The organism is Rhodoferax sp. GW821-FHT02C08 (genome assembly GCF_059421805.1).
The window spans coordinates 72,074-90,662 of sequence record NZ_JBWKVR010000010.1 but is presented as its reverse complement, the minus strand read 5'-3'; the positions used below and the strand labels follow the sequence as shown (position 1 = coordinate 90,662).

At 61.9% G+C, this 18,589-nt stretch carries 16 protein-coding genes; 10 read left to right on the top strand and 6 right to left on the bottom strand.

The features are described from left to right. Nucleotides 1-19: 19 nt before the first annotated feature. A complete protein-coding gene (locus AC07VY_RS14115; RefSeq protein WP_495098148.1) occupies nt 20-1,138 on the top strand; it encodes a 3'-5' exonuclease in 1,119 nt (372 codons plus the stop codon). A 59-nt stretch (nt 1,139-1,197) separates the two neighbouring features. On the opposite strand, the gene AC07VY_RS14110 is transcribed toward AC07VY_RS14115, so the two are convergent. Then, nucleotides 1,198-2,082 carry a LysR family transcriptional regulator gene (locus tag AC07VY_RS14110; protein ID WP_495074352.1) on the bottom strand — a complete coding sequence of 295 codons (885 nt, stop codon included), beginning with the start codon at nt 2,080-2,082 and terminating at the stop codon, nt 1,198-1,200. A 209-nt stretch (nt 2,083-2,291) separates the two neighbouring features. Here AC07VY_RS14110 and dctA point away from each other — a divergent pair, with 209 nt between their 5' ends. Then, a complete protein-coding gene (dctA, locus tag AC07VY_RS14105) occupies nt 2,292-3,587 on the top strand; it encodes a C4-dicarboxylate transporter DctA (RefSeq protein ID WP_495098149.1) in 1,296 nt (431 codons plus the stop codon). Between the two features lie 65 nt (nt 3,588-3,652). After that, nucleotides 3,653-4,693, top strand: coding sequence for a porin (locus tag AC07VY_RS14100; protein WP_495098150.1), 1,041 nt, complete (start codon nt 3,653-3,655; stop codon nt 4,691-4,693). A gap of 4 nt (nt 4,694-4,697) precedes the next feature. On the opposite strand, the gene AC07VY_RS14095 is transcribed toward AC07VY_RS14100, so the two are convergent. Further along, a complete protein-coding gene (locus AC07VY_RS14095; RefSeq protein ID WP_495098151.1) occupies nt 4,698-7,361 on the bottom strand; it encodes a bifunctional acetate--CoA ligase family protein/GNAT family N-acetyltransferase in 2,664 nt (887 codons plus the stop codon). Nucleotides 7,362-7,597: 236 nt separating this feature from the next. Here AC07VY_RS14095 and AC07VY_RS14090 point away from each other — a divergent pair, with 236 nt between their 5' ends. The 5 genes from AC07VY_RS14090 (at nt 7,598) to AC07VY_RS14070 (ending at nt 12,804) form a co-directional block, all read left to right on the top strand. Beyond that, complete coding sequence (locus tag AC07VY_RS14090) at nt 7,598-7,879, top strand: DUF427 domain-containing protein (RefSeq protein ID WP_490592915.1); 282 nt, start codon at nt 7,598-7,600, stop codon at nt 7,877-7,879. Next, nucleotides 7,876-8,631: a 2OG-Fe dioxygenase family protein gene (locus AC07VY_RS14085; protein ID WP_495098152.1), complete on the top strand. Its 756-nt coding sequence runs from the start codon at nt 7,876-7,878 to the stop codon at nt 8,629-8,631. Before AC07VY_RS14090 ends, AC07VY_RS14085 begins: the two co-directional genes overlap by 4 nt. Before the next feature lie 49 nt (nt 8,632-8,680). After that, complete coding sequence (locus AC07VY_RS14080) at nt 8,681-8,920, top strand: HP1242/YdcH family protein (protein ID WP_495074347.1); 240 nt, start codon at nt 8,681-8,683, stop codon at nt 8,918-8,920. 126 nt (nt 8,921-9,046) lie between these two features. Continuing rightward, the gene (locus AC07VY_RS14075) at nt 9,047-9,589 is read left to right on the top strand and encodes a hypothetical protein (RefSeq protein WP_495098153.1); all 543 of its coding nucleotides are present in this window, start codon (nt 9,047-9,049) and stop codon (nt 9,587-9,589) included. 326 nt (nt 9,590-9,915) lie between these two features. Beyond that, the gene (locus tag AC07VY_RS14070) at nt 9,916-12,804 is read left to right on the top strand and encodes a sensor domain-containing protein (RefSeq protein WP_495098154.1); all 2,889 of its coding nucleotides are present in this window, start codon (nt 9,916-9,918) and stop codon (nt 12,802-12,804) included. Nucleotides 12,805-12,838: 34 nt separating this feature from the next. On the opposite strand, the gene bktB is transcribed toward AC07VY_RS14070, so the two are convergent. After that, nucleotides 12,839-14,023 carry a beta-ketothiolase BktB gene (gene bktB, locus AC07VY_RS14065; protein ID WP_495098155.1) on the bottom strand — a complete coding sequence of 395 codons (1,185 nt, stop codon included), beginning with the start codon at nt 14,021-14,023 and terminating at the stop codon, nt 12,839-12,841. A gap of 128 nt (nt 14,024-14,151) precedes the next feature. Here bktB and ppk2 point away from each other — a divergent pair, with 128 nt between their 5' ends. Further along, the gene (gene ppk2, locus AC07VY_RS14060; protein ID WP_495074343.1) at nt 14,152-15,081 is read left to right on the top strand and encodes a polyphosphate kinase 2; all 930 of its coding nucleotides are present in this window, start codon (nt 14,152-14,154) and stop codon (nt 15,079-15,081) included. An 80-nt stretch (nt 15,082-15,161) separates the two neighbouring features. On the opposite strand, the gene AC07VY_RS14055 is transcribed toward ppk2, so the two are convergent. Further along, the gene (locus AC07VY_RS14055) at nt 15,162-16,202 is read right to left on the bottom strand and encodes a zinc-dependent alcohol dehydrogenase family protein (RefSeq protein ID WP_495074342.1); all 1,041 of its coding nucleotides are present in this window, start codon (nt 16,200-16,202) and stop codon (nt 15,162-15,164) included. 189 nt (nt 16,203-16,391) lie between these two features. On the opposite strand from AC07VY_RS14055, the gene AC07VY_RS14050 reads away from it, so the two are divergent. Then, entirely contained in the window at nt 16,392-16,874 is a 483-nt protein-coding gene (locus tag AC07VY_RS14050) for an Lrp/AsnC family transcriptional regulator (RefSeq protein ID WP_495074712.1), read from the top strand. A 36-nt stretch (nt 16,875-16,910) separates the two neighbouring features. On the opposite strand, the gene AC07VY_RS14045 is transcribed toward AC07VY_RS14050, so the two are convergent. Both AC07VY_RS14045 and AC07VY_RS14040 read right to left on the bottom strand, forming a co-directional pair. After that, entirely contained in the window at nt 16,911-17,663 is a 753-nt protein-coding gene (locus AC07VY_RS14045; protein WP_495074341.1) for an SDR family NAD(P)-dependent oxidoreductase, read from the bottom strand. A gap of 74 nt (nt 17,664-17,737) precedes the next feature. Further along, the gene (locus AC07VY_RS14040; RefSeq protein WP_495074340.1) at nt 17,738-18,451 is read right to left on the bottom strand and encodes a YebC/PmpR family DNA-binding transcriptional regulator; all 714 of its coding nucleotides are present in this window, start codon (nt 18,449-18,451) and stop codon (nt 17,738-17,740) included. Nucleotides 18,452-18,589 lie beyond the last annotated feature (138 nt).

Here is an 18,589-nt window from a genome sequence, read left to right as displayed (position 1 = left end):
TCTGTCATTCCTCTTGCCGATGCCCTCCAATTCCTCGGGTCCTCTGACCCGCACACCACGCGCCCGCAAGGCCGTGGTGGACGCTTCGCAGCAGCTCAGCCTGGGCTTTGCGGACGATGTCTTTGCAGCCCCCGCGCCGCCAGCCGAAAAACCTGCCCCCGTGCGTACCGTCCCGGTGCCCAAGCTCGCAGTTGTGCAACCCGAAGCCGCTGCCGCACCGCCGCCTGCCGAGCACAGCATGGAGGCCATGGCTGCGCAGCTGGAGCAGCACCCCGACTACCGCGTGCTGCGTCGCCTGGTACCGCAGCTGCAGTTTGCCGCGCCACCCGCATCCGGTGTGCTGCGTCTGCTGGTGTTGGACACCGAAACCACCGGCCTGGAACACAGCCGCGACAAGATCATCGAACTGGCTCTGCTGCGGGTGGACGTGGACACCGCCACCGGCTTGCCCTGCGGCACGGTGCAGGTATATGACGGCCTGGAAGACCCGGGCATGCCCATCCCCGCGATTGCCCGCCAGGTGACCGGCATAGACGACAGCATGGTGCAGGGCCAGTACTTGGACGAGGCCCGCGTCGCCGAGCTGCTGGATGGTGTGGACCTGGTGGTGGCGCACAACGCGGCTTTCGACCGGCCCTTTGTCGAAGCCCGCTTGCCGGCCTTCGCCGCCAAAGCCTGGGCCTGCTCGTTTGCCGATATCGACTGGAAGGCCGAGGGCCGTGAATCCGCCAAATTGTCTGCCCTGGCCTTGGAGCTGGGCTGGTTTTATGACGCCCACCGTGCCGAGATGGACTGCCATGCCTTGCTGGCCGTGCTGCAGGCCAGTTTACCTAGCTCTGGTGAAAGCGGCCTGGCGCGCCTACTGCAGGCGTCCAAAGCCACGCGTTACCGCCTGCAGGCTACCGGTGCTCCGTTCGACGCCAAGGACGCGCTGAAAGAGCGCGGTTACCGCTGGGACGCCACCCAAAAGGTCTGGCACACCCGCCTGGCCGACGAAGCCGCGCTGCAGGCCGAAGGCGAATGGCTGGCCGCCGAGGTCTACCGTGGTCGCGCCGCCCGTGTGCAGGTGGAGGCGCTGGACGCCCTGGTGCGCTATGCCAGCCGCCCAGGTGTGATTGGCTGGAAGCAGTTGGGGTAAAAAAGGCCGCTGGCGCAGAATTTACCTGCGTGAGAAGCTATTAATTCAATAGCAAAGCATCAACGACCGCGGATCAGCCGCGTAACCAGCGCAGCCGTGCGGCGCCTCAGCGGCGTTTCCCGTCGCTGCGCAGGCGTGACAAGGCAGAGCGTGGTCTTGATCTCGGGGCGTTCGAACGGCGACACGACCAGCCGTTTGGGATGCGCAAATACGCGAATGGCGTCTTCACTCAGGGTAGCGTGCCCTATGCCGGCACTTACGAGGTCGAGGATCACCGACACGCTGGAAACCTCCCACTCGACATGCAAGGGCACGCCCGCCATCGCCGCAGCAGACTCCATCAGCTTGCGATAGGTTTGCCCTCGCTCGGGCATGATCAGCGAGTACTTCGACAGGTCTCGCAAGGTCACCGGTCCAGTGGGCGCCTGCTTTGCTGGACTCACCAGGCACAGCCGTTCTTCTCGCAGAGGCTGGATGTCGAGCGCGGGCAAGGGCTCCGGGCTGTGCACCAGACCGAGGTCGCAGCGCCCTGAAACCAGCCATTCGGTGATGTGTGTCGAGAAGCCTTCGATGATCGCCAGGTGGGCCTTAGGCAGCTCGTCGCGGAAGGCCTCGATCAAGGGCAGCGTATGCAGGCGCGCCAGCGTGGGCGGCATGGCGATCACGATGCTGCCGGTGGGCTCGTCGCGCTGCGTGACCGCGTTCTCCTTGGCCTGCTCGACCAGATGGAGGATGTTGTAGCAATGGTCCAGCAACCGGCGACCGGCCTCGGTGAGCTCCACGCCCCGGCCGTGGCGCAGCAGCAGGGGTTCGCGCATTTCAACCTCCAGCGCACGCACCTGCCGGCTCAGGGCCGGCTGCGCAGCACCGAGCACCATAGCTGCCTTGCTGAAGCTGCCGTGTTCGGCAACGCGTACAAAAGTCTCCAGTTGATTCAGGTTCATGTCCGGATCTTCTCATAAGCCATGCTGTGGATGCATAGCTGCTAGCGTTTGCTAGAACTTGCTTGTAGGGTCTCGTGCCCCCAGAATCGGCGTCGGAGTCGATTTCTTGCTGCCAACCCGTCCAAGCCACTTCTGATCGGTGTGCCGATGGGCCATTTCGCAGATACCCATAAGAGTCTCGCTATAGCGAGCGCAATCCAGGAGACAAAATGAATACAGAAAGCATCGCTGCGGATGCGTCGCAGCCGAAGCCGCGGCGTGCGTGGTACCGACAGTTGTGGGTTCAGGTACTGGTGGCGATGGGCTTGGGCGTCGTCCTCGGACATTTCTATCCTGACGCCGGAAAGCTGATGCAACCCCTGGGTGATGGTTTCATCAAACTCATACGCATGCTGATCGCGCCCATCGTGTTCTGCACCGTTGTGCTCGGTATCGCCAAGATGGGCGACATGTCGAAGGTGGGCAAGGTCGCCATCAAGGCCCTGATCTACTTCGAGGTGATGACCACCGTGGCGTTGGTTCTTGCGCTGGTGATCGTGAATGTGTGGCAGCCCGGCGTGGGCATGAACGTCAACACGTCGGCGCTGGATGCTGGGTCGGTGAAGATGTATGTCGACCAGACCAAGTCGCATGGCACGGTGAGCTTCCTGATGGAGATTATTCCTTCGACCCTGGTGGGTGCTTTCGCCGAGGGTAACGTGCTGCAGGTGTTGTTGATCTCGGTGATCCTGGGCAGCACGCTGGTCGCTATCGGGCCGCGCGCCAAGCCGGTGGTCCAGCTGCTGGACATTGGCTCGGAGATGCTGTTTCGCGCCGTCGCCATTGTGATGTACCTGGCGCCTATCGGGGCATTTGGCGCCATTGCCTTTACCGTCGGTCGTTATGGTGCGGGCGCGCTCGCATCTCTGGGTAATCTGCTGGTCTGCTTTTACTTTACCTGCCTGGTGTTTGTGTTCCTGGTCCTGGCACCGTTGTGCAAATTGCTGGGTTTCAGCCTTTTCAAGCTGCTGCGGTATCTGCGCGAGGAACTGTTGATCTGCTTTGCAACGACGTCCTCCGAAGCCGTGCTGCCACGCATGTTGGTCAAGATGGAGAACCTGGGCTGCAAGGCCAGCGTCGTCGGTCTGGTGATTCCTACGGGCTATTCGTTCAACTTGGATGGGACTTGTCTTTACTTGGCCTCGGTAGCGGTATTTCTCGCGCAGGCCACCAATACGCCGCTGGACATCTACCAGCAACTCCTGCTGCTTGGCGTGTTGCTGCTGACGTCAAAAGGTGCAGCTGGCGTCGCTGGGGCTGCGTTCGTGGTGCTGGCGGCGACGCTGTCGACCGTGGGCAGCATTCCCGTGACCAGCGTTGCATTGATCCTGGGCGTGCACCGATTGCTCGCAGAAGGCCTGGTGCCAACCAACCTCATCGGAAATGCCGTGGCAACCATCGCCGTCTCCAAATGGGAGAACGGGCTGGACCAAGAACAAATGCACCGGGTACTGAACCGGGAATAGCCCAAAGCAGATTGCTTGCGTCGCCCTTTTGGACGACACCCACCTTCACATTATTGAGAATACGCATGTCCCTACTTCACACAAAATCCATGCAATGGGCCGCCGGCGCCATGGCCACCCTGAGTGCCTTGGCATTTGCCACACAGGCTACTGCCCAGAGCAGCGTGCAGCTCTACGGGCTGGTGGGCACTTATGTAGCCAGCATCAAACGCAGCGACACTACGGTGCGCAACACCGTGGTCGGTTCTGGCGGGTTGACCACCTCTTACTTTGGCTTGCGTGGCAAGGAGGATCTGGGTGGCGGACTGGCAAGCGTGTTCCAGCTGGAGAACTTTTTTCAGTCGGATACCGGCGGCGCGGGCCGTTCGGCCAAGGACCCCACAGCGTTCTCCCGCAACGCCTGGGTAGGGCTACAAGGTGACTTTGGCGCTGTCACGCTGGGGCGACAAACCTCGCCGTACTACGTGGCGATGCAGGCTGTGAATCCGTTCCAGTCGTCAGTGGTGTTTTCACCGCTGGTGCTGCAGTCCTACGTGGCTACGTTCGGCGGTACTCTGATTGGCGACACGGTTTGGGACAACGCGGTGCAGTACGTGTCGCCCAAAATAGGCGGGGTTAGCGGAACCGCGATCTATAGCCTGGGTGAGGTTGCTACCAATACGGCTGTCAACAATGCGGGCCTGAGCCTGAACTACGCCAATGGGCCATTCGTGGCTGTGCTGTCGGCGCAAAACGTGCGTACTGCAGCGGTAGCGCCATCGACGGGCCAACGGGCCTACCAGGCGGGCTTGGGCTATGACTTCGGTCCGGCCAAGTTATACGGGTCGGCACAGACGACCGACAACGCGGTGACAGACATCAAGACGCACACCTACCAGGTCGGCACGTCCATTCCCGTGACTGCCGCGGGCGCGGTGCAGGTTTCGTGGGCCCACACCAGTACCGACAATCCGACGGTTGCGTCGTTCACCCGCAATACCGCAGCGCTGGGTTATGACCATTTTCTGAGCTTGCGAACCGACGTCTACGCTACCTACCTGTACGACAAGGCGAGTAACCAGGCTGTGGGCAACAGCGTGGGGCTGGGTATCCGCCACCGGTTTTAGAACCTCACAAAGTGTGCGTCACCAGCCGGAAGTCGGGGTCCTCGGCAAAGGGCTGGATGGTGTAACCCAGGCTGCGCATCAGCTTGAGCATGCCAGGGTTGTTGGCCAACACCAGGCCGTGGATTTCACTCAGGCCTTTTTCGCGCGCCACGTCCATGATGCACAGCATCAGGCGTGTGCCCAGGCCACGGCCACCGAAGTCATCGGCGACTACCAGCGCAAATTCGCAACTGGCGTTGTCGGGGTTGGTAATGAAGCGCGACACGCCGATGATGCGCTCCGTCTCCTGCATCTCGCCGTTGGCGTCAGGGCTGCGCTGCTTGTGCACGGCCACCAGGGCCATTTCACGGTCGTAGTCGATCAGCGCGAAGCGCGACAGCATGCTGGGCGGTAGCTCGGACAGCATGGACACATAGCGGAAGTAGCGGCTCTCGGCCGACAGGCCGCGCACCATGTCCTGCAGCATCTGGCCGTCGTCAGGGCGTATTGGGCGCAGCGTGGTCTGCCCGCCGCCACGTAGGGGCCAGACCTGTTCGTAGCGGGCCGGGTAGGGCAGTATGGCCAGGTGCTGGTATTCGGGGCCGCGCCCGCTGCCGGCGGGGGATGCGCTGTCGATCACGATGCGCGCATCCACCGCCACGGCGCCGGAGGCGTCCACGATGATGGGGTTGATGTCCATCTCGCGCAGTTGGGGCAGCTCGCAGACCATTTCAGAGACGCGCATCAGCACCCGCTCCAGCGCGTCCATGTCCACCGCGCTGGCGCCGCGCCATTCACCCAGGGTCTCACTCACGCGGGAACGGTCTATCAGTTGGCGTGCCAGGAACTGGTTGAGTGGCGGCAGCTCCATGGCGCGGTCGTTGATCAGCTCAATCATGGTGCCGCCCGCGCCAAAGGCGATCACCGGGCCAAACGGTTCGTCGGTCACCAGGCCGATGCAGACCTCGCGGCCACGCTTGTGGCGCGCCATGTTCTGCACCGTCACACCGTGGATGCGCGCATCGGGCATTTGCCGCGCCACCAGCTGCACCATGTCGTTATAGGTGTCGCGCACGCCCACGGCGTTCATCACATTCAGTGCCACGCCGTCTACGTCGGACTTGTGGCTGATGTCGGGCGAGTCGATCTTCAGCGCCACCGGGTAGCCCAGCTGGGTGGCGATCATCATCGCCTCATTGGCGCTGCGGGCCAGTACGGTCTGCGTCACCGGGATGTGGAAGGCCGCCAGCAGGGCCTTGGACTCCATCTCGGTCAGCACTTTGCGGCGCTCGGCCAGCACGCCTTCGATCAGCAGGCGCGCACCTTCTACATCCGGCTTGGCCAGGGCCGACAGCGGCGGTGGTGTTTGCTGCAGCAGTTGCTGGTTTTGGTAGAAGGAAGCGATGTTGCCAAACGCACCCACCGCCGCCTCCGGCGTACGGAATGTGGGGATGGCTGCCGCGTTCAGTGCGGTGCGCGCTTCGCCCACCGAGGCGTCGCCCATCCAGCAGGTCAGCAGCGGTTTGGATAGGTGGGGCTTGAAATCAGCGAGCGCCTGGGCTACGCCGGTAGCGTCGCAGCCTGCCTTGGGCGAATGGATAACCAGCACGCCGTCCACCTGGCTGTCGTGGCTGGCTGCTTCTACCGCCGCACGGTAGTGGGCAGGGCGGGCGTCTTCCGATAGGTCCACCAGATCGCACAGTGAGGCTTGCGACGGCAGCAGTGGCGCCAGGGCGGCTTGGGTGGTGGGGCTGAGCAGGCCCAGCTGCAGCTCAATTTCAGTGATCCAGTCGGCGGCCAGCACGCCGGGCCCGCCACCGTTGGTGACGATAGCCAGGCGTTTGCCCACGGCCCGGTAGCGCGATGCCAGGCATTTGGCCGCAGAAAACAGCTGCACGAACGAGCGCACGCGCACCGCGCCCGCGCGGCGTAGGGCCGCGTCGAACACATCGTCGCTGCCGACGATGGTGCCCGAATGGGTATGCGCCGCCGTGTTGCCGGCCGACTTGCGCCCGGCTTTCAGTACCACTACCGGCTTGGCGTTGGCCGCTGCGCGCAGCGCACTCATGAAGCTGCGGGCGTTGGCAATGCCTTCCATGCAGACCACGATGCTGTGCGTCTGCGGGTCGGAGGCCAGAAAGTCCAGCACCTGGGCAATGTCCACCGCCGCATTCGGCCCCAGCGACACCACGCTGGAAAAGCCCACTGCGTTGTGCCGCGCCCAGTCTAGTATCGAGGCCGTGAGCGCACCCGATTGCGACACCAGGGCCAGCGGACCGGGGGCGGCCAGTGCACCCGCTAGGCTGGCGTTCAGCCCCAGCTGCGGGCGCTGGAAGCCCAGGCAATTCGGCCCCATCAAATGCATGCCGTGGCGGCGTGCCACGCGGTGCAGCTCGCCGGCCAGGCTGGCCGGCACGCCGCTGGAGACAACCACCGCTGAGCGGCATTTGATGCGCCCAGCCACCTCCAGTGCGGCGGCCATGTCCTCGGGTGGGAGAGCGATGACGGCCAGGTCGGCACGGGTCTGCGCCAGGTCGGCCAGCGTGCCGGTGGTATGAATGTCCAGAAAGTTCAACCGGCCGCTGAAGCGCTGGGCCCGCAGGGCGTTCGGCAGGGCCTGCAACTCGGGGCTGGCGAACACCACGATCGAGTCGGGGGAGAAGAGTGATGTCAGGTAATGCGTGTCCATGGAGCCCTTTGGGCGCAGAGTTCGGCGCCGCTTGACCGAAATCATACGACCTGGCTTGCATTCATAGTAAAAACACGTCCAGCGCAGATTTTGCCTGCGTCAAGTGCTATATTTTCAATAGTATTTTCAGGCTTACGGTCTTTGCAGGTGGGGGCACCACTGGTTTATCCTGCCATCCAGGCGTGCGCCGCTTCACTTGTTTGACCCACTTGACCCGTCCACCACAAGGAATCCCCATGAAAGCCATCTGGAACGGCGCCGTGATCGCCGAAAGCGACGACATCGCCGTGGTTGAAGGCAACCACTATTTCCCGTTGAGTTCGCTGAACCGCGAGTTCGTCAGCTTCAGCAACCACAAGACCACCTGCGCCTGGAAGGGCCAGGCCAGCTACTACTCGCTGATGGTCAACGGCGAAATGAACACCGACGCCGCCTGGTACTACGCCAACCCCAAGTCTGGTGCCGAAGAGGTCACGGACCGCGTCGCCTTCTGGAAAGGCGTGAAGATAGAAGCATGAGCACAACACTGTTATCCGCGCCATTCACCCCAGTGGCGCAGTTTGTAGATGTGGTGAACCGCCAGGCTTATGCCACCTTGGACCCGGCGGCCTTGGCTGCGCTGGCGGGTTGCACGCTGGACGATTTGTTGGCGCTGTGCCCCAGCTGGAACGATTTGCCGCCTGACGAATACCTGAAGGACGGCGGCCGCTACCGCCGCCGGCGCCATTCCTGCTTTGTGCTGCAGGCCGATACGCTGCAGCAGGTTCCGCACCGAGCGCACTGGCAGCCGGTGGAGTACAACGCTCTGCACGGCGGCATGGAGCGCTGGTTTGCGCCCATGCTGGACGCCAATGTGGCCCAGCCTGTGTGGTCGCAGCTGCTGTTGGCCCTGGGCCGTGCATGCACCGCCTTGCGTGGCGGGGCTCAGGCCGGCGGCCCACCGCCCTGGTATGTGGAAGCCCACCAGTTCCGCATCGACACCACGGACGGCATAGGCCGGCCCACCCCCGAAGGCGCGCACCGTGACGGTGTGGACTTTGTGGCCGTGCTGCTGGTGGGCCGCTCGGGCATCAAGGGCGGTGAAACCCGGGTCTTTGAGGCCGACGGCCCGAACGGCCAGCGCTTCACGCTGACCGAACCCTGGAGCCTGTTGTTCTTGGACGATGCGCGCGTGGTGCACGAGTCCACCCCCATCCAGCCCCTGGCACCGGGCGGCTACCGGGATACGCTAGTCCTGACCTTCAGGGCCCGCAGCTTCCAGAGTAGCTAAGAACGTGTTTACGTTCTAAGGTGCATTCCCACAACAATCAGGAGACAAAATGCAACTTCTCAACCATGACCTGGCCCATGAATACCCCCAACTGGTGGGCAAGATCCGCAGCCTGAAGCTCAGCAGTGTGCGCTTCCAGCACTTGTTTGAAGCCTATGACGAGGTGAACCACGCCGTGACCCAGCTGGAGCAGGACGGCGGTGCCATCTCCGATGTAGCCATGGAAGACATGAAGAAAAAGCGGCTGAAGATCAAGGACGACATCTACCAGATGCTGATAGCGCCCTGAGCACTGGGGCCTGCGTGGCCCTTTGAGCATGGAATATTATTGTTACAAGAGGATGGTCGCTCCGGTCCTCCTGCGGCTGTGTTGTCGCGTTTAATCGCTAGTCCTTTTTTCGAATGAGAGTCTTTTATGGCATATCCGCTTGTTATGGTTTCCCGGTTGTTGGCTGCTAAGCAGCTGCGCAAGGCCGGTCTGGTGCTGGGTTTGTTGGGGGCTGTGGGGGCGCTTGGTACGGGTTCGGCACAGGCGCAGGAGCTGTATTTGAACGCCACCGTGGGCGGTGCCTTTGCCCCCGGGGTGTATGGCCAGATCAGCTTCGGTAGCCAGCCACCACCACCGGTGCTGTATGCCCAGCCGGTCTGGATACAGCGTACGCCGGTACAGCCGCCGCCTTTGTATTTGTATGTTCCGCCGGGGCATTCGAAACACTGGGCAAAGCATTGCGCCGAGTACAACGCCTGCGGTCGTCCGGTGTATTTCGTCAGGGTGAATGATTCCAACCGATGGTGGGAGCGTGGCCGCGATGGCGGGCGTGGCCCGGAGCGCCACGAAGAGCGCCGTGACGATCGGCGCCAGGACTTCCGCCAGAACGACCAAGGCGACCGCGGCCCAGGTCACGGCCATGGCCATGGCCATGGCCATGGCCACGGCAATCGCAAATTCGACGATTAAGCCCTCGCCTGGCTGGGGGCACGCCTGGTGCTCCCCTTTTTATCCTTTCTTGCCTGGCTGGTGACTGGATTTTTGCCCACTGGATCATGTAAGGTGATGAGAGCGCGTTGCTGGGCCAGCCCCTACCAAAATCCGACCATGCGGTGCAGGCCATGCAAGCTCTCTGTACACGGCTTGCTTTCAATTTGATACACGTATGCCGCGCGGTGCGATACTTGCTAATGCATTTGGGGCAGCCCTAGCCCATCGCTGGTGAAAGGCCCTCGTGGGCAGAGCTTTGTTTCACTCCTATTTCCTTGGTGGAGACGTATGCAGGCAAGGGGCACATGACAAGAGTCGAAGACTCGGTGGTTTTGGCACAAAGCGACTTGAGTACGCTTAGCGATGACGCGGGTCTGGCCTGGGTGCTATTGGGCAAGGGGCTCGCCTTGTCCCAGGATGGTGTGTTCATCGTGGGTGAGGAAAGGCGTTTCGTTTATGCCAACGATGCCGCCGTACGGGTCCTTGGATACGGCCGCGAAACCTTGCTGACCATGGGGCCGCCAGACATCGATCCGAATATTTCATGGGAGCAATGCCTGGAAATACTGCACAAGCCGCAGGGACAGGCCTTCGTCATTGAATCCGTGCACAGGACGCAAAGCGGCAACCTGATTCCGGTGCGGGTGCATGGTGTGACTTTGCGGATGGGCGAGCACTTGTTTGCCGTGTCCATCGTTCATGACATGTCGGAATCCAAGCAGCTGCAAGCGGCTCTGCTGCAACGCCAGCAGTATTGGCGCACCCTGCTGGACGAGTTTCCATTTTTTGTCTGGCTCAAGGACACGCAAAGCCGTCTGCTGGCAGCCAACACCGCGTATGCCAGGGTGGCGCGCGTGGGTTCTACGGCGGAACTGGAAGGTCGTACCGAGTTTGATTTCTTTCCCCAGGACTTGGCGGAGATCTATGTTTCCGATGACAAAGCCGTCATGGCGTCGGGGCAGGCCCATTACGTGGAGGAGATCTACGTCGACGAGCATGGCCAACGGCGCTGGATGGAGGTCTGGAAGTCACCGTTGCATGAACATGGCAAGGTGGTGGGCACAGTTGGCTATTCCAGAGACATCACGGATCGCAAGCATACGGAGAGCGAGCTTCAGAAGGCGCTGGCCTTCACGCAGGGCGTCATTGATGCCATACCGGACCTGCTGTTTGAAACAGATCGAAATGGCCGTTATCTGAACGTATGGACGCGCAGCCCCGAGCTCCTGGCGGCAAACCGGGAGAGCTTGCTGGGGCGAACATTGGGGGACGTGCTTTCGCCCGAAAGCGTTGCCATCGCCGAGCTTGCCTACATCGAGGCAGAGAAGTCTGGCGTTTCTTTGGGCCATGTCATACCGGTCATGACTCCGCTGGGGTTGCGCTATTTTGAATTGTCGGTGTCACACATGCGTAGTGTGGGGGAGTCGGGGTCACGCTTCATTACCGTTTCACGCGATGTGACGCAGCGGCTGGAGTTGCAGCAGGAGCTGACCAACCGTGAGCGCGAATACCGCACCCTGGTGGAGCATTCGCCAGATGTTATTGCCCGTTTTGACCTGCAGTGCCGCTGCCGTTATGCCAACCCGGTGTTGCTCCGGGCTTTGGATCGACTCAATACGGGTGCGCTGGGGTGTTCGCCAGCGGCGCTATGGGGCGCATCGGCAGGACAGCCTTTGACGCAGCGCCTGGTGTGCGTGGTGGACAGCAAAGAGTCGCTTGAGTTTGAGCTGCACTGGTCCGACGCCCAGGGCCGTAGCATTTGTAGCCTGGTGAGCCTGACGCCCGAGGTGGGTGTCGATGGCCGGGTGGCCAGCATCTTGATGGTGGGGCGCGACATTACCGAGCTCAAAGCCTACCAGGACCAGATCCACCAGATGGCGTTTTACGACCCGCTGACGGGCATGCCAAACCGGGTTTTGTTCAACGACCGTCTGGCCCAAATGCTGAACGATGCAGCCTACCACCGCTACCAGGCCGGGGTGATGGTGGTGGACCTGGATCGCTTCAAGCAGATCAATGACAGCATGGGCCATGCCGCGGGAGACGCCTTGCTCAAAGAGGTGGCCATGCGCCTGCGTGCCAGTGTGCGCAGCTATGACACTATCGCCAGGCTGGGCGGTGATGAGTTCGGCATTCTGCTGCCAAAAATGCATGCGGGGCCAGATCTCACGCGCGTGGCGGGCAAGGTGCGGGCCGCCTTCAACCAAAGCTTTTGGTTGGAGGGGCGGGAGATATTTGTGTCCTGCAGCATGGGCATTTCGGTCTATCCGTCAGACAGTGCGGTGGCGCAAGAGCTGCTCAAATACGCGGACTCCGCGATGTACTCTGCCAAACACAGCGGGCGCAATAGCTTCCGGTTCTACTCCAAGGATTTGACGACCCGGGCCCAGGAGCGGCTGACGCTTGAATCCGATTTGCGCCACGCGTTTGAGCGCGGTGAGTTGGCGTTGCACTACCAACCCAAGGTGCTGCTGGAGTCGTGTGCAGTCGTGGGATGCGAGGCGCTGCTGCGCTGGACACATCCTCGCCTGGGCATGGTTTCGCCCAGCCTGTTCATCCCGGTGGCGGAAGACTCGGGTTTGATCAATGAACTGGGCGCCTGGGTGTTGCGCGAATCCTGCTGCACTGCCGTTGCGTGGAATTCCCAGGCAGTCGTGCCGCGCAAAGTGGCGGTCAATCTATCGGCTCGCCAGATCCAGACACCGGGTCTGGTGGAGCAGGTGGCGGGCATTCTGTTGGAGACCGGTTGCCGGCCCCAGTGGTTGGAGCTGGAAATCACGGAAAGCCTGCTGCTCGACGAAGATGGCCCCGTGCTCAGTACCTTGCAGGCGCTGCGCGGCATGGGGGTGACGATAGCCATTGACGACTTTGGTACCGGCTATTCGGCCCTGGCCTATCTGGCCCGCTTTCCCATCGACACGCTCAAGATCGACCGTTCATTTATCCATTCTGTGACCACCGATTTTCGAACCGAACTGGTGCGGGCCATCTTGTCCATCGCCCGTTCCTTGAACCAACAAGTGGTGGCCGAAGGTGTGGAAACGCGGGAGCAGGCCGACTTTTTGGCAGCAGAGGGCTGTCAGCTGGTACAAGGCTTTCTTTTCAGCAAAGCCGTGCCTCGCGAGCAGCTCCTGGCTTTGTCGGAGGTATGTCTTGCCCCCGACGGCATGGCATTCACGTTGACTTCCAAGTAGTGGATCGGTCTCAGGTGTTGCATACCGTCCGGGTTTACATGCGCTCGAAAATCGCCGCAATCCCCTGGCCGCCGCCGATGCACATGGTCACTAGTGCATAACGGCCCTGGATGCGTTGCAGTTCGTACAAGGCCTTGACGGTGATCACCGCCCCTGTGGCGCCTATCGGGTGGCCTAGCGAGATGCCTGAACCGTTGGGGTTCACCTTGGCCGGGTCCAGCCCCAGGTCCTGGGTTACGGCGCAGGCCTGGGCGGCAAAGGCTTCGTTGGCCTCGATCACGTCCAGGTCCTGCACCGTCAGCCCGGCCAGTTTCAGCGCCTTCTGGCTCGCCGGCACCGGGCCTATGCCCATGTACTGCGGGTCCACGCCGGCGTGCGCATAGGCCACCAGGCGGGCCAGCGGCTTCAGGCCACGCGCTTCGGCCTGGGACTTTTCCATCAGCAGCACGGCGGCAGCCGCGTCGTTCAGACCGGAGGCATTGCCTGCGGTGACGGTGCCGTTCTCCTTGATGAAGACCGGCTTGAGCTTGGCCATGTCGGCCAGGGTGCAGTTGGAGCGGAAATGTTCATCGTCGGCAAATGCCACATCGCCTTTCTTGCTTTTCAAGACGATGGGCAGGATCTGCTCTTTGAAGTAGCCGGCCTGCGTGGCGCGTTCGGCGCGGTTATGGCTTTCTACCGCCAGCGCATCCTGCGTCTCGCGGCTGATGCCCCATTTCTTGGCGATGTTCTCGGCGGTCACGCCCATGTGGATGTTCTGGAACGGGTCGTGCAGCGCACCGACCATCATGTCCACCATCTGTGTGTCGCCCATGCGCGCGCCCCAGCGGGTGTTCAGCGAGGCGTAGGGCGCGCGGCTCATGCTCTCGGCACCGCCGCCGATGGCGATGTCGGTATCGCCGAGTAAAATCGACTGGGCCGCCGACACGATGGCCTGCAGGCCGGAGCCGCACAGGCGGTTCACGTTAAAGGCCGGCGTTTCCTGACTGCAGCCGCCCTGGATGGCCGCCACGCGCGACAAATACATGTCCTTGGGCTCGGTGTTGACCACATGGCCGAACACCACGTGGCCTACATCGGCACCGTCCACGCCGGCGCGCAGCAGCGCTTCACGCAGCACCTGGCCGCCCAAGGCGCTGGGCGCCTGGTCTTTCAGGCTGCCGCCAAAGGTACCAATGGCGGTGCGCACACCGCTGACTACAACAACTTCACGGGGCATGGGAGTCTCCTTTTTGGAAATGGAAAGCGGAGTATGGTGCCTGTTGCCCGGCACCAGGCTTACACGGTTTTGTCACATAGTTGACATGGATCAAAGCTAAGGTCTTGGGCTATACCTAGCCTAGATCCATGGAGAACGCCTTGAACGCCTATACCGATGAAATGATGCAACGCGTGCACCGCGACCTGCTCGACAGCTATGACGAAGAGCTGGAGATGGAGATCGAAGACCGCCAGCTGGTCGGTCTGGACGGCATGTCGGTCGAAGAGGACAGCCCCAGCCAGAAGGAAGCGCGCCGCCAGTATTTCCGCGAGCTGTTCCGTCTGCAGGCCGAGCTGGTCAAGCTGCAGGACTGGGTGGTGGCCACCGGCCACAAGGTGGTGATCCTGTTCGAAGGCCGCGACGCGGCGGGCAAGGGCGGTGTCATCAAGCGCATCACCCAGCGCCTGAACCCGCGCGTCTGCCGCGTGGCGGCGCTGCCTGCACCGAACGATCGCGAACGCACGCAGTGGTACTTCCAGCGCTATGTATCGCACCTGCCGGCGGCCGGCGAGATCGTGCTGTTCGACCGCAGCTGGTACAACCGCGCGGGGGTGGAGCGGGTCATGGGCTTTTGTACCGACGACCAGTACGAAGAGTTCTTCCGCACCGTACCCGAGTTCGAGCGCATGCTGGTGCGTAGCGGCATCCAACTGGTGAAGTACTGGTTCTCGATTTCCGACCAGGAGCAGCATCTGCGTTTCCTGGGCCGTATCCACGACCCGCTGAAGCAGTGGAAGCTCAGCCCCATGGACTTGGAGTCGCGCCGCCGCTGGGAGGAATACACCAAGGCCAAGGAAGTGATGCTGGACCGCACCCATATCCCCGAGGCACCCTGGTGGGTGGTGCAGGCCGTGGACAAGAAGAAGGCCCGGCTCAACTGCATCCACCACCTGCTGCAGCAAATGCCCTACCAGGAAGTACCACACCCGGCGATCCAGTTGCCCGAGCGCGAGCGGCATGACGACTACATCCGCCAACCCGTGCCGAACGAGATCGTGGTGCCCGAGATCTATTGATCATTTGCCTGGCTGGCCGGCAGAACATAGGCTGCCGCGTGTAGCAGCAAAGGGCTGCTGCGGCGCGATCAGTTAACGGGTCAAAACTCAGTCACCACGGTGACCCCGACGCCTTCGAACTTGTCCATGTTCATCAGTGCGTCGATGGACTGTTGTAAGCTGATCTTTTTGCCAACCAGCTTTTCAGGGGCGAGTTTTCCAGACTGAACCATCTCCAGCATCGCGCCGTAGCGGTGCGCCTGCATGCCGTGGCTGCCCAAGATTTCCAGCTCATGTGCAATCACTTTGTCCATGGGAATGGCGGGCGTGCTGTTTTCCGCCAGCATCAGTCCTACCTGTACGTGCTTGCCTCGCTTGCGCAAATTGCTGATCGAGTTGAAGCATGTCGTTGGGTGTCCAAGCGCGTCCAAGGATACGTGGGCACCACCATGCGTGATCTCCCTGACGGCTTCCACCACATTGGTGGTTTTTATTGCATTGACTGTGGCGACTGCCCCCATAGCTCGGGCGAAGGCCAGCTTTTCGTCTGATATGTCGATGGCGACCACGTTGGCGCCCACAGCGTGGGCAATCATGATGGCAGACAACCCCACACCGCCGCAGCCGTGGACGGCAACCCATTGTCCAGCCGACGCTTTACCCAGGTCAACCACGGCCCGAAACGAGGTGGCAAACCGGCAGCCTAGACTGGCAGCCGTAGCGAAGTCAAGTGACTCCGGCAACTTCACCAAATTGATGTCGGCCTTGTGGATGGACACGTATTCGGCAAACGAGCCCCAATGGGTAAAGCCCGGTTGAAACTGCTTGTCGCACACCTGGTGATTCCCAGAGTGGCATTCTGGACAGGCGCCGCACCCACCGACAAACGGTACGGTGACGCGGTCGCCGGCCTTCCACCGGGTGACGTCTTTACCGACTGTTTCGACCACTCCGGCCAGTTCGTGCCCCGGGATATGGGGCAGCACAATGTCGGTGTCATGCCCCACCCAACCATGCCAATCGCTCCGGCAAACCCCCGTGGCCATGACTTTGACCACCACGCCGTGGTCTTCTGGTGTTGGATCGGGCACCCGCTTGAGCAGAGGTGGCGCGGAAAAGGTTTCAAAAACGACTGCTTTCATCGAATGCTCCTGGATCGAGAGGGATATAGCCATGCAGGTCAAAAGCGTAATGCGCATTTCGCCCCGCGCTCGGTGCCTGCCAAAGTGTAGAGATTGGCCGAGAAATTGCCTGCCTTTTTTATTTCAAAAATAACAAATAATGAGGAGACTATTTCTGTAGATCTATTGAATCTGGAGGATTTTTTCAGAATGAGCGAAATTGACAGGGTCGATGCCAAAATTTTGGAGTTTTTGCAAATGGACGGCAGGTTGTCTAATGCAAAGCTTGCCGAGCAGCTCACTTTGAGCGAGACGCCGTGTTGGCGGCGGGTCAGGCGCCTGGAGGAAATGGGCGTGATCGCCGGTTACCAGGCCAATGTGAACCGGCGCAAAATTGGTTTGGGCGTGATGGCGTTTGTGCAGCTGGTGTGCACGCAGCATGGTGAAGACGTGACTGCAGCGTTTGAAGACCTGATCCAGGCCTGCCCCAATGTCATTGCCTGCCACAACACGACAGGAGAGGCAGATTTCTTGCTGCAAGTGGTCGCCAAAGATCTGGATGACTACAGTCGTTTTGTCGACAAGGTATTGCGAAAGCTGCCCGGCGTACTCAGTATCCGCTCCAACCTGTCTTTGCGGGAGCTGAAGGCGTCCAATTTATTGCCGGTGGGCGAGGTGGCCCGCGCGGGGTAAGTCCCTTGTGCGTGCCTGCTGCTTCTGCGCCGCAAATTACACCCGCACATCCGCCACCGGCTGGCTGCCAAAGTCGGGCCGCTCCAGATAAGCCAGCACGCGGGCAGCCGCCTCCTGCGGCGAGGTCAGCTGGCCCTGGCTGTACAGGCGTTCAAAAGACGCCTGGTCGGCAAAACTGCGGGCATCGGCGCCGCGCAACTGTGCCTGCATGTCGGTGTCGACCACGCCCGGTGCCAGCGAGCACAGCTTGGCGCCATTCGGCAGGCGGGCCTCTTCCAGCACCACGCAGCGCGTGAAATGGTCCAGCCCGGCCTTGGCCGCGCAGTAGGCTGCCGACGAGGCCATGGCGCGCTGGCCCAGTCCGGATGAGATGTTCAGCACCCGGCGCCTGCCTGGCCAGCCGCGCGTTGCGCCCAAGAACGCGGCGGTCAGCAGCATCGGAGCTTCCAATCCCACTCGTAGTGCTTGCGCCAGGTCTGCCGACTCTGCGTCTTGCAGGGGTGTGAGCTGGGCTAGCGTGCCGGCGTTGTTGACCAGCGTGACCGATGCCCACTGCGTGCCGTCGTGCTGCTGCAGCCATTGCCCCAGGCGCGCTGCCACGGGTGTGGCGTCACTCAGGTCGTGCTGCCACTGCGCCACCGCGGCATGTGAGGCGAGGGCCGGGTTGGCCTTGCGTGCAATGCACACCAGATGGTGGCCGGCCTGTGCCAGCTGCTGCGCCATGGCCAGGCCCATGCCGCGCGAGGCGCCCGTCAGTATGGTGAGATGTTGGGCAGATGTCTCAGGCATAAAATAGGGCTCCAGCGTAGGTGGCTGCTGCGGTAGCAGCTATGGATACTGTAGTGAACCTGTTGTGAATCGGATCAACCGCCCAGGCCGGCAAAGATGTTTTGCACATCGTCGTTGGCGTCGATGGCGGCCAGGAAGGCTTCGACTTCTTCCAGCTGCTCTGCGCTCAGGCTGGCCGGGTCGATCGGGTTCTTGGCCTTGTAGCCCAGCTTGGCAGACAGCACGGTAAAGCCATGGGCGGGTAGGGCGCGGCTCACCAGGTCCAGGTCCGCCGGGTCGGTCAGAAACAGGGTGTTGCCTTCGTCCTCGCCGGGCTCGAAGTCTTGCGCTCCGGCTTCGATGGCGGCCAGCTCGGCATCTGCGTCCTTATTGGCGGGCTCGGCTTCGATCATGCCCACGTGGTCGAAGTCCCAGGCGACGGAGCCGGAGGTGCCCAGTTGGCCTTTGCGGAACAGCACGCGCATTTCGGGCGCGGTGCGGTTCACGTTGTCGGTCAGGCATTCAACCATCAGCGGCACGCGGTGCGGCGCGAAGCCTTCGTAGATCACGTGTTCGAAGTTGACGGCCTCACCGGTCAGGCCGGCGCCTTTCTTGATCGCGCGGTCCAGCGTGTCCTTGGGCATGGAGACCTTGCGGGCCTGTTCCACCAGCAGGCGCAGGCGGGCATTGGCTGCCGGGTCGGCGCCGCTGCGTGCGGCGACCATGATGTCTTTAGACAGTTTTCCGAAGGCGCGGCCGCGGGCATTTGCCGCCAGTTCCTTGCCTTTTGCTTTCCACTGTGCGCCCATGTTTATTTGTCCTTGCTGTTGCTGCGCTGTTGTGCGCGGGGATTCGGGTGTGTGCTGGCATGCGCGCGGCGCCAAAAGCCGGGTACATGACCGGAGGGGCTTGGTTATACACCCATCCGTTCCCGGAGGGGAGCCTGC